The organism is Legionella hackeliae, from assembly GCF_000953655.1.
Taxonomy (GTDB): Bacteria; Pseudomonadota; Gammaproteobacteria; order Legionellales; family Legionellaceae; genus Tatlockia; species Tatlockia hackeliae.
Genome location: NZ_LN681225.1, coordinates 1,848,909 through 1,862,228, shown reverse-complemented (window position 1 = coordinate 1,862,228; position 13,320 = coordinate 1,848,909). Strand labels below are relative to the sequence as shown.

Sequence of the window (13,320 nt, the reverse complement as noted above, 5' to 3'; positions counted from 1 at the left end):
ATAGCAGCAATTCGAGAAAGTCTCAAAGAGAAAAATTCTTAATTGCATCACAAAAATGAGCTACTTCCTCTTCTATATTATAGTAATGCACTGAAGCCCGAACCAGCGCTGGCAGATTTCTTTTCGCCAGATCAAGTCGAGCATATTCTTGCAAGGAAACTGAAACATTGATGTTTCTTTCTGCTAAAGCTTGTTGAATTTCCTCTGGAGTTTTTTTATTCGATGTAAATGTCACGATGCCACATTTATTTTTCCCTTGATCGTGTAATACGATACCGTCTGTTTGTAATAATTGTTGGCGGAGTACTGTGGAAAGGTATTCAATTCGTTGCCAAATTGCCGGGAGACCAAGCCTAAGGGCATAGCGAATTGCCTCACCCAGTCCAATTTTTGCAGCTATATTTTGTTCCCAGGTTTCAAAGCGAAGCGCATCATCTCTTAGAATATAATCATTATCGTTTGACCAGGTAGCCGAATGAAGATCCACAAAAGGCGGATCACATTGCTCTATGCGATTCTTCTTTATGTATAAGAAACCTGTCCCACGTGGGCCGCGCAAGTATTTGCGGCCTGTTGCACAAAGAAAATCGCATTGAAGTGACTGCACATCAATCGGCATTTGACCCACAGATTGGGTAGCATCAAGCAGAAAAGGGATATTATGCTGGTTAGCTAACTTGCCAACACCCTGTGCTGGATTAATTAAACCTCCTTGGGTTGGGACGTGGGTAATAGCAATTAATTTCACATGTTTATCAAGTTTTCGTTCAAGGGAGTGTAAATCCAACTGTCCCGATTCGTCATTAGCAATAACATCGATCATCACGCCCGTTTTTTTAGCGCGATGCAAAAATGCTAAATAGTTACTCGCATATTCACACACGGAAGTCAGGATTTTATCACCTGGTTGCAATTGCAAACTGTAAAAAGCCATATCCCAGGCCCTTGTTGCATTTTCAAGAAATGCAATTTCTTGTTCATCACAATTAATCAGCAAAGCGGCTTGCTTATAAAAATTTTGAATTCTATCAGTGGCAATTCGAGCGGCCTCATAACCACCATGAAGAGACTCTAAATCAATATGATTTTTAACGGCATTAATAACCGGATTTGGAGAAAGAGATGCTCCTGCATTGTTAAAATGCAAAACATGTTGACACCCTGGAGTATCTTGGCGTAATAGCTCAATATTCAATGATTGCATTGTGGGCTGGTTTCCTTCTATAGTGATTAATTCAGGTTATCAGAAATTTTATTAAAGATGCTAGAATAATGAAGCATCCATCAGGGAAGATTACCATGTACAAATTAATCCAATTTTTTCTCTTTTCAATCTCTTTCTTTCTGGTTGAACATTCTTATGGCTCGATGCCTGATATAAAGAATTTAATAAAAGTAACCAATGAAAATAATCCCAAATGTGTCGTTTATTATCATTATAAGAATGAACTTTATTGCAGCAGTAAGCCCGCTGCAACTGGTGAAGCCGATCCGCAAATTATCAACTATGAGAAGCAAAAAATTGTGTTTGATGACCGTCCCTGGCAAGCGGCGTGGGGACAAAAAACCAATAATATTGTTACTGTAGAATATGTGCCAGCTGGCGATAATATTAATAGTTGGCATGAGTTAATTACAAGTCAGTTTGCCCCAGGAATTCAAGATAAAATTACTCCCTTGCAATTTAGCGAAGGCATTGTTCAATCTCTGAAACAATCTGGATTTAACCCCGAAATAACTTATTTTGAGAAAACCCCTGATAGAGTAATCTTTGAGTTTCGCGTGTCTGAGCCTAAAAATATGGTACAAGATGAGTTACAAATGATTTCAAAAGGAAAAGATGGCTTGTATATATTGCATTATGTGGTTAGGAAACCAGATATGGGCAAAGAAGAAAGGGATAAATGGTTACAGAATTTAAAGAGTAGTGGCCCCAAAGCGAGTTAGTTACCAAATAAAGAGATTCTCACACGCAGCGAGAATCTCTTTGTCATCAGAAATAATGGAAAAACAATAAACTACTTAGACATCTCTTTCATACGTTTTTCCATCTCAGCTTCGGAAACGTCTTCGACATGTGTTGCAATATACCAGGAATGGCCAAATGGGTCTTCCAGACAGCCACTGCGATCACCATAGAATTGATTTTCCACTTTGCGAACAAGCTTGGCACCGTGTTTAACGGCAATGTCAGCAACTGCATCAACATCTTTCACGTAAAGATGAATGCCAACAGGAGAACCGCCAAATGCTTTAGGGCCTTGAGCGTTCATTTCTGTGCAGGTATCAGCAAGCATAAATTTGGAGTCACCTATTGTTAATTCTGCATGTCCAACTTTTTTATTAGGCATTTCCATGCACATAACTACTTTGGCTCCAAAGACTTGTTGATAGAATTCAATTGCCTTAGCGCCATTGTCGACAATTAGATAAGGCGTAATTGTCGAGTAACCTTCAGAAAATAAGAAACTTTAGTCCCAATTTTTCCCTTGTAGTATTGTTAGTCCATTACTTCATTTGCATCTAAAATTTCACTAACGTTTTTAATCCTGCGTGAATATTTAACATAGGCGAGAAGGACTGCACTTCCTGCTAACCCTAAAACGGCAAATAACATCGGTAATACAGCACCGACTTGGGCAATAATCCCAGTAAAGATTGAGGTTAATCCAAAACAAAGTGCCATGATGGAGCCAGTCACCCCCATTACCCAGCCTTGTTCATTTTCGCTAACCAGATTAGAGAAGATAGTGAGAAGAACAGAATAGGCAACAGAAAGGCTCATACCAATCATAAGTGTTGCTACCCACGCAATCCATTGCATAGGAATAATTAATGTTAAAAAGACATTCAATGCTGTCACTGATAAACCTACAATGACAATAGCATCATAGGGGTAACGTTTTGTACAATAATCTACAATATAACCGCAACCAATACTAAAACCCAATCCCATCACAGCAAGGAAAAATGAATTTTGCAATGCTGAATAATGGAAGGTCTGGAATAGATAAAAAGAAATAAAAGAAAAATAATTAGACCAGCCGAAAATCATGATTAACAAAATTAAAGAATATTTCTCTATGGCTTTATGTTTAAATGCCGAAATAAAAATTTGAACGGCTTGGTTCCATTTAATGCTCACTTTATCTTGAATTTTGCTAAATGTTTCTTCAAAAAACAAATGAAGTGCCAACGCATTAATAAAGGATAGAATTGCAGCAAAATATAAAGGTGTTTGAAATCCAAACCAGCTTATAAGTCTATGATCTGATAAAAGTCCCCCAAAAATAGGACCAAAAACAAATCCAAGCGAGACGGCTAACAGAATGAGGCCAATATTTCTAGCTTTATGTTCTTCAGTGCTCACATCAACTATTGCTGCTTGTGCGATAGGTTGGCTACCTGAGGTAAAGCCTGCAATGATTCGCCCCAATAAAAGTAACCAGAAACTATGACAAAGAATAGCGATGGCAGATAATAAATAACCTAAAAATGAACCGATTAAGCAGATCATGAGCGATTTTTTTCGGCCAATATTGTCTGATAAATCCCCTAATATGGAGGCACCAAAAAACCAGCAAATCATAAAGATGCCAATCGTGAGTCCGTAATAAAAGTCGCGAAGGCCAATACTAATACTTTCAGGCAAAAATCCAGATTGTGGTTCAATCAGAATAGTATTTAATATAGGAAACAATAATCCCAACCCCATTCCATCGATAAACAATACTAGAAATATAGGGAGAATAGACTTTAAAGATTTAGTGTGGGACATGATTTGGACTCAAAAGTAAGTGTGAGGATGATGTCATATCTAGGCTTGAGCGTCAATTTGCAGGCTAGTTCATTGACGCCCCGGATTAGATTTAAGCGGGTAATTCTTCGTAATTAGCTAATAGAGACTTGATGACACGATTTAAAATAACGCAAATCAATGTGGCACCTAATAAGATAAATAAAAGCAAAGTAAAGGTGTGACTATAATGAGCCTTTAATTGCAATATGGATAACTCTTCGGGCTTGATAGCTGTTAGCGTAGCCAGTTTTCCAGATAGAAAAGCTCCAATCCCTAAAGAAACGAAAAAAATCCCCATCATTGTACTTACTTTCTTACGACTAGCTAAAACAGTAATTGCTGCTAACCCAACAGGTGATAGTAACAGCTCAGCAATTGAGATTAATAGATAAACAGGAATAAAGTAGAGCGGTGATAATAAACTTGTTCCATGGCTACTTTTAGAAACCAAAGTAATTAGAACATACGCCAAAGTAATAAAAATCATGGCTAATATAAATTTATTTCCCGTAGTAACGCCACTGTGAATTGCATTTATTTGTGGACGGCTACGTGAAAGAAAATAACCAAAAAAAATCATTCCTATACTTTGAATACTGACATAGTACGGTGGCGGGAATAAAATTCCAAATAAGGTCGGTTCTACAACTCTGGAAATAAAGAGAGTTAAGGATAAAAACATTTGGAAATAAAATGCCCAAAACATCACGGAAATAATGCATAACAGTCCAATGACAATGGTTTGCTTTCCTTGCTTGGGCGTTTCGCGTTTAACAACATCTATTAAGTAAAGAAGAGACAAGAGTACAACCGCACCAAACGCTATATCCGCTAATGCTGGATAGTGAAGAATCACAAAAGCACTTGACCATAAGCCAAATAGAATGAATAGGGTTTTAATCAGCTTAATGACAGTGATTTCAGAAGGATGATAATCTGCTATTTTGTAGCGATGAACACCAAAAGCAAACACTGCAAAAGCGATAACCATCCCAAATGCAGCACTGGCAAAAGCGACTGGCCAACCGAAATGCTCATGAAGTTGGCTAGGTAATGTTGTACCTAAGATAATACCTGTAGTAATACCCATATAAAAAATTGTAAAACCACTTTCTCTTCGTGGAGAGTTTTCTGGGTATTCATTACCTAATAATGAGGAAATATTAGGTTTTAACAAACCAGTTCCGACTGCTATACCTGCTAAAGCAGCTGAAAGTGCATTGTCAGATGCAAGAATAAAAAGAGATAGGTAACTAAAAAATAAAAACACGGCACCTGCAAGAATCGCTTTTTTCTGTCCCAACAGGTGGTCCGCTATCCAACCTCCAATAACCGGTGAAAGATAGGTTAATGCCGTAAAAGTACCTACTAAGGTATAGACACGTTCATCTTGCCATTTAAAATAAAATGCCAGGTAGAGAGCCAACAAGGTTTGGACAACATAAAAGCCATATCGTTCCCACATTTCAGTGGCAAAAAAAACCTTTAAAGAGGGGGGGTGTTTTATATGTTCGTTAGTCACGATAAAAATCTAGAATCTTAAAAACATCCGGCCAGTCTATCATGTTGCCGTTTATTTTGACAGTATGACTTGTCATTTGGTTGTTTACGCCAGTATGATAGCAGCTTAAAAGTCCTGGGATGGAATAACATGATGAATATAAACAATAAAAAGCGTCACATTTCAGCAAACAAAGGAATAAAGTTGGAGGCTAAAAGCTGGCTTACTGAAGCTGCTTTAAGGATGTTATGTAACAATCTGGACGCTGAAGTTGCAGAAGATCCAGACTCCTTGGTTGTCTATGGAGGCATTGGTCGAGCAGCTCGTAATTGGCCCTCTTTCGATAAAATAATTGAAGTCCTCAAACAACTTGAAAATAACCAAACCTTACTCATTCAATCTGGAAAACCGGTTGGCGTATTTACGACACATGAGGATGCTCCTCGTGTTCTAATTGCAAACTCTAATTTAGTTCCCCGTTGGGCTAACTGGGAGCATTTTAACGAGCTCGATAAGAAGGGATTAATGATGTATGGCCAAATGACAGCGGGTAGCTGGATTTATATTGGCTCTCAAGGAATAGTTCAAGGCACTTACGAAACATTTGTTGCTGCGGCCAAAAAGCATTATCAAGGGAAGCTGTCTGGACGATGGGTATTAACTGCAGGACTTGGTGGCATGGGAGGTGCTCAGCCACTCGCTGCTGTAATGGCAGATGCCAGTATTCTTGCCGTGGAATGTGATAAAGCTCGTTTAGAGAAGCGTCTGAAAACGCGCTATCTTGATAGATACACCGAAAATCTTGACGAGGCATTAGCCTGGATTGAGGAATCATGTCAGAAAAAAATGCCACTTTCAGTTGGACTTCTTGGTAATGCTGCCGGGATTTATCCTGAACTGGTTAGACGGGGCGTTAAACCTTCGTTAATTACTGACCAAACCAGTGCCCATGATCCCTTAAATGGTTACTTACCTCTAGATTGGACATTAGAGCAGGCAGAAGAATTACGAAAAACAGCACCTCAAAAAGTGGTGACTGCCGCGAAAAAATCGATGGCACTCCAGGTGCAGGCTATGCTGGCTTTTCAAAATCAAGGCATACCAGTATTTGATTATGGTAATAATATTCGCCAAATGGCTTATGAGGAGGGAGTTAGTGAGGCATTCGCTATTCCTGGTTTTGTGCCCTCTTACATTCGACCTCTATTTTGTGAAGGAGTAGGTCCTTTCCGTTGGGTTGCATTATCAGGGGATCCTGAAGATATTTATGCAACTGATGCAAAAGTAAAAAGTTTGATGCCAGACGATAAACATTTACATCGCTGGCTTGATATGGCGCAAGATAAAATCGCGTTTCAGGGCTTGCCTGCAAGAATATGCTGGGTTGGCCTAAATGATCGTGCTCGCTTAGCCTTGGCATTTAATGAAATGGTCAAAAATAAAGAAGTTAAAGCGCCAATCGTAATCGGGCGCGACCATTTGGATTCTGGATCGGTTGCTAGTCCGAATCGTGAAACAGAGGCAATGTTAGATGGTAGTGATGCCGTTTCTGACTGGCCTTTGCTGAATGCATTATTAAACTGTGCAAGTGGCGCTACCTGGGTGAGTATTCATCATGGTGGTGGTGTTGGTATGGGATTCTCTCAACATGCAGGAGTTGTGATCGTTGCCGATGGCACTGAGAAAGCAGCAGCTCGACTGAAGGGAGTTTTACATAATGATCCAGCAACAGGCGTCATGCGTCATGCTGATGCTGGATATGAATTGGCCAGGGAATGTGCTAGAGCAAATAATTTATGGTTGCCTATGGAGTCAATAGGAGGTCCAAGTCATGACTGAAGTATTTACACTGACTCCGGGTCAATTAACACTTAAAGATATTCGGGAACTTCTTGGGGAGCAAAGAGCAATTGCCATCGATGAAAGTTTTTTACCATTGATCCACGCTTCCTGTGGCGTCATCCAACAAATTCTTCAACAAAAAAGAACTGTTTATGGAATTAACACTGGCTTTGGATCGTTAGCAAGACAATCAATATCTACAGAGCATTTGAAACAATTACAACGCAATATCGTCCTGTCACATGCTTGTGGTACAGGAGAATTATTGTCTGATAAACAGGTCGCTTTGATTTTACTGCTTAAAATTAATAATCTGGCTCAAGGCTACTCAGGGGTTAGAAAAGAATTAATTGATGCGTTATGCGATTTATATAACAAGCGAATATACCCTTGTATTCCGGCAAAAGGTTCCGTAGGAGCTTCAGGTGATTTGGCACCGCTAGCCCATTTGGCTCTCCCATTACTGGGTGAGGGACAAGTGTGTGTTGATGGAGAAATTCGCAGTGCATTAGAGGGATTGCAAGTAGCAGGTTTATCTCCCCTGGAGTTGGCACCTAAAGAGGGGCTTGCCTTATTAAATGGATTACAAGCATCTACGGCCTTGTGTATGGAGGCGTTTTTTAATAGTGAGTTGCTTTTTGAAACAGCCGTTATAGCAGGCAGTTTATCTGTCGATGCGGCAAGTGGTAGCGATGTTCCTTTCGATGAAAGGATTCATAAAGCACGAGGACATCAAGCTCAACGTAATGTTGCTGCAATGTATCGCGAACTTTTAGCAGAAAGCCCTATAAGAGAGTCTCACCGAGACTGTTCACGTGTACAAGACCCTTATTCTCTACGATGCCAACCACAAATTATGGGAGCTATTTTACACCAGATGCAATTTGTAGGGCAGACATTACAGGTTGAGGCAAATGCAGTGTCTGACAATCCTTTAGTGTTTGTGGAGCAAGGGGACATTTTGTCAGGAGGCAATTTCCATGGAGAAATTATTGCTATGGCCGCCGATAATCTGGCATTGGCAATAGCTGAAATTGGTGCTAATTCTGAGCGGCGCATAGCCTTATTGATTGATAAAAGCTTTAGTGGTTTACCGGCGTTTTTGGTCAAAGAAGGTGGTTTAAACTCTGGATTTATGATTGCCCATGTGACTGCTGCGGCCTGTGCAAGCGATAATAAGGCGCTTGCTCATCCTCATTCTGTAGACAGTATTCCTACGTCAGCCAATCAGGAAGATCATGTCTCGATGGCAACGAATGCAGCTAGAAGACTTAATGCTATGGTTGATAACACTGCTACAATTCTTGCAATTGAATTATTGGCCGCATGCCAAGGATTGGAGTTTCATAAGCCTTTAACAACATCTCCTCGGTTACAGAAAATATATGACAAACTCAGATGTAAGGTGGCTCCTTATGATAAAGATCGTTACTTTGCTCCTGATATTGAAGTGATAAAACAAATGATTCTTCATGGGGATTTTAAATTTCTTAAGTCGTCGCAGGGGATGCAATAGACCGTCATAACGAATGTAGTGAAGCAATCCACATCGAAATCTGATTTGTATCAATGGATTGCTTTGCAGTGCTCATAAAGACACTACAGTGTGGAATTAGAGCTCTCGTGATTGACGTTTTGCTGCCCATGCTTCAATATTTGGCAAGCATTCTCAAACACTAACAAGAGATATTAAATGGAATTGAGTTTTTTGTTTGAACAATTGAAAGGGCATTATTTAACAAATCCTTTCCCTCCAGTCGAAGAGCGGCGCGCGAATTTAATTTCTCTGCGAAAAATATTACAAACTAATGCAGAAGATATCGCTAAGGCTATTAGCATCGATTTCTCACATCGTGCACGCTATGAAACACTACTATTAGAAATTTTTCCTGCAATTAATGCAATTAATTACTGCTTGAAAAACCTTAAAAAATGGATAAAACCACGCAAACGTCATGTTTCCTGGCTTTTTAAACCTGCTAGTGCTTATCTAATGCCACAACCCCTAGGGGTTGTTGGTATTATTGTTCCCTGGAATTATCCTATTCTGCTAGCGGTAGGCCCCCTAGTTTATGCTTTGGCTGCAGGGAATCGCGTTATGGTTAAAATGTCTGAGTTAACACCCGAAACAGGGATTTTGTTAGATAGATTACTAAAAACCTCCAGACTTGAGAGTCAGGTTGTCATTGTCAACGGGGATGTACAGGTTGCTCAACGATTCACAAGTCTTCCTTTTGGGCATTTGCTGTTCACAGGATCTCCTGCAGTCGGCAAACTGGTTATGAAAGAAGCGGCTGAAAATCTGACACCGGTAACTCTGGAGTTAGGTGGCAAATCACCCGCATTTCTATCTACTTCAATGAATGAAAACTATTTCAAACGTCTTTTTATGGGAAAAATTGCTAATGCGGGCCAAACCTGTATTTCTCCCGATTATTTATTAGCTCCTAAACATTGGGAAAATCGTATTGAAACATTAGCCAGATCGTTTGTTGATAAGCATTATCCTGATTTATTAGAAAATAAGGATTACTCAAATATTATTTCGACAAAACACCAGGAGCGATTAACGGCGCTCATTGAGGATGCGCGTGAAAAAGGCGCCCGAGTAGTGCAAATTGGTGAGAATAGCGATCAACAGGGTAGGATGCCTTTGTTTTTACTATTTGATGTTGATAATACAATGCGAGTGATGCAAGAAGAAATCTTTGGTCCAATTTTGCCTGTTGTCAGTTACAAATCCCTCACGGACGCAATTCAAGACATTAATTCTCGTCCTAATCCTCTTGTTATTTATTATTTCGGGGATAATAAACACGAGAAAGAAATGCTAAAAAGACACACGCTTTCAGGCGGATTGAGTATTAACGATACTCTAACGCATGTAGCCATAGATTCATTGCCTTTCGGTGGAGTTGGCAATAGTGGAATGGGACATTATCATGGGCAAGAAGGCTTCGATATTTTTTCAAAATTAAAACCCATCTTTGTGCAAAAATATTTTGCAGCGGTATCTTGGTTTTATCCACCTCACGGCAAATTAATGAACTTTCTACTGGTCCGGATTGCAGGCATGACTCTTAAGGAGAAGAAATGACAAAGGTTATATTTATAACAGGCGGCAGTCGAGGCATTGGACGAGCTATCGCCCATCGTTTTGCTCAGGAAGGCGCGAAGATTGTTATTGCTGCTAAAACAGATACACCGCATCCAAAATTGGAAGGAACTATACACAGCGTGGCTGCGGAAATTGAACAACTAGGCGGTGAGGCACTCCCTTTAATGGTTGATGTTCGTGATGAAGAGCAAATCCATCAAGCCATTGAAAAAACAGTATCAACCTTCGGTAAATTGGATATTTTGATAAATAATGCAAGTGCTATTAGTTTAAGTGATACTATTTCTACGCCCATGAAACGCTATGATTTGATGCAAGCTGTGAATACAAGAGCCACGTTCGCTTGTTCACAAGCGGCAATTTCGCACCTTAAAAAATCAGAAAATCCACACATCTTAACGTTGTCGCCTCCATTAAATATGAACAGTCAGTGGTTTGCACCCCATCTCGCTTATACTATCAGCAAATATGGGATGAGTATGTGTACCTTAGGACTGGCAGAAGAGTTAAAATCCGACGGTATTGCCGCTAACTCACTATGGCCAAGAACAACAATTGCAACTGCTGCAATCCAAATGCATTTCCCTGAAGCCATTTATAAAGCGAGTCGCAAGCCTGAAATAGTTGCGGATGCGGCCTATTGGATTTTAACGCAATCGGCAAAACAAATTACAGGTCAATTTTTTATCGATGAAGAAGTGCTAAGAAATACTGGCATTACAGATTTTTCACGGTATGCTATTGACCCACATGTTGAGCCTTATCAAGATCTATTTGTATGACCATTGAAATTTTTACTGATGGTGCCTGTAAAGGTAATCCTGGTGTGGGTGGCTGGGGCGCATTATTACGTTACAATGGCCATGAAAAAACCATCTACGGTGCCGAAGCACATACCACCAATAATCGGATGGAATTAACTGCAGCAATAAAGGCCCTCGAAGCTTTAAAAAAGCCTTGCGTGGTTGACTTATACACTGACTCTCAATATCTGCGCCTGGGGATGACCACCTGGCTTGCACAGTGGAAAAAAAATGGTTGGCGTAACTCAAAGCGAGAGGCTGTAAAAAATTCTGATTTATGGCAACAGCTCGATACGTTAACAACGATTCATACCATTCGCTGGCATTGGATAAAGGGGCATGCAGGTCATCCAGAAAATGAGCGAGCGGATGCATTGGCAAATCAAGCAATTATAGAACTGACGACTTCTTAAAAGCGCATTTAAGTTCTTGGTTATTTACGTTAAGATCGCTTTTTTCTATCGTTTCTCGAGTTTTATATGCGCCAGGTTGTTTTAGATACTGAAACCACAGGTATTGGTCATGAATTAGGGCATCGCATCATTGAAATAGGATGTGTTGAATTAATTGACCGAAAATTGACTGGAAATCATTTCCATGTCTACCTCAATCCTGAACGTAGCGTTGATGAAGGTGCTTTTCGAGTTCACGGCATTAGTAACGAATTTTTACAAGACAAGCCTTTGTTCAAAAATGTTGTCGATGACTTCATACAGTTTATTCAAGGTTCCGAGCTTATTATCCATAACGCAGTTTTTGATGTGGGTTTTCTTAATGCGGAATTAAAACTATTGAATTGGCCCGCTATAATAAATGATTACTGTGCTGTTTGTGACACGTTAATTCTTGCTCGAGAAAAACATCCAGGTCAAAGGAATAGTCTGGATGCGCTCTGTAAACGTTATGAAATAGATAACTCTAACCGCACTTTGCATGGCGCTTTATTGGATGCTGAAATCCTGGCGTCTGTTTATCTGGCAATGACAGGTGGCCAGGGAACGCTCTTTGGCAAAGAAGAGGAGTTAGTGGTCACTGCCAATCAAAGTACGGTGGCTAATCTTGAAGTTTTGGCAAGTCGTTCACCAGTTATTTTGGCTTCTGATGAGGAGTGTCAAAAGCATGAGGAGTTTATTACTTTTCTCGCTAAAAAATCAGGAATTAATTTATGGAGCATGGATGAGGAAAATGTTTAAATTTTGAACTATATTTGAAGCAGACTGACCTAAGTTATAGGAACGATCATGGAAGGAAGAAAAACTCGCAGGTATTGGCCTATTGCTTTGTTGGGCTTCATTCTTTTTTATTTTGGGGCTGAAAAGGACATCTATGCATCTAGCTTCATGTCCAACGGTCCTTATCTCACACTGGCGTCCAATACCTTTATTTTTAACCCGCGTTCACTAACCTGGAAAGCTATACAAAATGGCAAGCTAGTTCGAAGTGGGAAGGCTTCAGGTGGCAGCAAATATTGCAAAGACATAGGGCGCTCCTGTCGTACGCCGTCTGGCACTTATAGCATTATTAGTAAGGGAAGTGCTAGCTGTCGCTCAAGCCGCTATCCTAGACCTCACGGTGGCGCCAAAATGCCTTACTGTATGTTTTTCAGTAAAAATTATGCAATTCATGGTTCCTACGATGTGCCAAATTACAACGCAAGCCATGGATGTATCCGTGTAAGACCTGGTGATGCGCTTTGGTTGCATCGTAATTTTATTAGAATTGGAACGAAAGTAGTGGTACAACCTTACTAATTTGCTATCCGATGACTAACTTACCCTTCGTCCCGCGGCTTGTCCGGGGGACACAGGAAACATGCACTAAGATTTACTCATCATCGTCCATACTAAAAGAAGAGCCGCAACCACAGGTCGTTTTAGCATTTGGATTGCGGATAACAAATTGTTCGCCTTGAATATTTTGTACATAATCTATTTCAGCGGAATTCAGATATTGATAGCTCATTGAATCGACTAGTAATTTTACTGAAGACTCACCGTTAGAACAGGTTTGTTCAATGACGGTGTCATCTTCTTGAATGTTCTCATCAAAAGTAAAACCATATTGAAATCCGGAACAGCCGCCGCCTGTTACAAAGACACGTAAATTTAGATTCGGGTTTTCTTCCTCAGCGATAAGTGAGGCAACTTTATCAGCGGCACTCACTGAGAAAAAAATACCTGAAGAGGTAGCAGAGGTAGAAGAAGCGTCGATTGCGGTCATTATTTACTCCAAAATTCTTTACTAAAGCTTAGTATAT

13 protein-coding genes are annotated in these 13,320 nt (G+C 40.0%); 8 read left to right on the top strand and 5 right to left on the bottom strand.

The features are described from left to right. Positions 1 to 22: 22 nt before the first annotated feature. Entirely contained in the window at positions 23 to 1,204 is a 1,182-nt protein-coding gene (locus LHA_RS08345) for an aminotransferase class V-fold PLP-dependent enzyme (protein ID WP_045106134.1), read from the bottom strand. A 95-nt stretch (positions 1,205 to 1,299) separates the two neighbouring features. Between LHA_RS08345 and LHA_RS08340 the strand changes: the two genes are divergently transcribed. Next, positions 1,300 to 1,947, top strand: coding sequence for a hypothetical protein (locus tag LHA_RS08340; RefSeq protein ID WP_045106133.1), 648 nt, complete (start codon positions 1,300 to 1,302; stop codon positions 1,945 to 1,947). 71 nt (positions 1,948 to 2,018) lie between these two features. Here the strand turns inward: LHA_RS08340 and LHA_RS08335 are convergent, their stop codons facing one another. The 3 genes from LHA_RS08335 to LHA_RS08325 all read right to left on the bottom strand — a co-directional run bounded on the left by LHA_RS08335 (position 2,019) and on the right by LHA_RS08325 (position 5,324). Next, on the bottom strand, positions 2,019 to 2,426 hold the full coding sequence (locus LHA_RS08335; protein ID WP_269447709.1) for a VOC family protein: 408 nt from the start codon (positions 2,424 to 2,426) through the stop codon (positions 2,019 to 2,021). Positions 2,427 to 2,500: 74 nt separating this feature from the next. Next, the gene (locus tag LHA_RS08330) at positions 2,501 to 3,778 is read right to left on the bottom strand and encodes an MFS transporter (protein ID WP_045106131.1); all 1,278 of its coding nucleotides are present in this window, start codon (positions 3,776 to 3,778) and stop codon (positions 2,501 to 2,503) included. Between the two features lie 91 nt (positions 3,779 to 3,869). Continuing rightward, on the bottom strand, positions 3,870 to 5,324 hold the full coding sequence (locus LHA_RS08325) for a peptide MFS transporter (RefSeq protein ID WP_370447943.1): 1,455 nt from the start codon (positions 5,322 to 5,324) through the stop codon (positions 3,870 to 3,872). Between the two features lie 129 nt (positions 5,325 to 5,453). Between LHA_RS08325 and hutU the strand changes: the two genes are divergently transcribed. The 7 genes from hutU (at position 5,454) to LHA_RS08290 (ending at position 12,814) form a co-directional block, all read left to right on the top strand. Next, positions 5,454 to 7,139 carry a urocanate hydratase gene (hutU, locus tag LHA_RS08320; RefSeq protein ID WP_045106130.1) on the top strand — a complete coding sequence of 562 codons (1,686 nt, stop codon included), beginning with the start codon at positions 5,454 to 5,456 and terminating at the stop codon, positions 7,137 to 7,139. Beyond that, positions 7,132 to 8,658 carry a histidine ammonia-lyase gene (gene hutH, locus LHA_RS08315; RefSeq protein WP_045106129.1) on the top strand — a complete coding sequence of 509 codons (1,527 nt, stop codon included), beginning with the start codon at positions 7,132 to 7,134 and terminating at the stop codon, positions 8,656 to 8,658. The genes hutU and hutH overlap by 8 nt, the downstream gene beginning before the upstream one ends. Before the next feature lie 177 nt (positions 8,659 to 8,835). Next, positions 8,836 to 10,239 (top strand): coniferyl aldehyde dehydrogenase, encoded by a 1,404-nt coding sequence (locus tag LHA_RS08310; RefSeq protein ID WP_045106128.1) that lies wholly within the window; start codon positions 8,836 to 8,838, stop codon positions 10,237 to 10,239. Beyond that, positions 10,236 to 11,042: an SDR family oxidoreductase gene (locus LHA_RS08305; RefSeq protein ID WP_045106127.1), complete on the top strand. Its 807-nt coding sequence runs from the start codon at positions 10,236 to 10,238 to the stop codon at positions 11,040 to 11,042. Before LHA_RS08310 ends, LHA_RS08305 begins: the two co-directional genes overlap by 4 nt. Further along, complete coding sequence (gene rnhA, locus LHA_RS08300; protein ID WP_045106126.1) at positions 11,039 to 11,476, top strand: ribonuclease HI; 438 nt, start codon at positions 11,039 to 11,041, stop codon at positions 11,474 to 11,476. The genes LHA_RS08305 and rnhA overlap by 4 nt, the downstream gene beginning before the upstream one ends. Before the next feature lie 66 nt (positions 11,477 to 11,542). Beyond that, positions 11,543 to 12,256 carry a DNA polymerase III subunit epsilon gene (dnaQ, locus tag LHA_RS08295; RefSeq protein WP_045106125.1) on the top strand — a complete coding sequence of 238 codons (714 nt, stop codon included), beginning with the start codon at positions 11,543 to 11,545 and terminating at the stop codon, positions 12,254 to 12,256. A gap of 147 nt (positions 12,257 to 12,403) precedes the next feature. Continuing rightward, positions 12,404 to 12,814 (top strand): L,D-transpeptidase, encoded by a 411-nt coding sequence (locus tag LHA_RS08290; protein ID WP_045107480.1) that lies wholly within the window; start codon positions 12,404 to 12,406, stop codon positions 12,812 to 12,814. A 73-nt stretch (positions 12,815 to 12,887) separates the two neighbouring features. Here the strand turns inward: LHA_RS08290 and erpA are convergent, their stop codons facing one another. After that, complete coding sequence (gene erpA / locus LHA_RS08285; protein WP_045106124.1) at positions 12,888 to 13,283, bottom strand: iron-sulfur cluster insertion protein ErpA; 396 nt, start codon at positions 13,281 to 13,283, stop codon at positions 12,888 to 12,890. Positions 13,284 to 13,320: the final 37 nt, after the last annotated feature.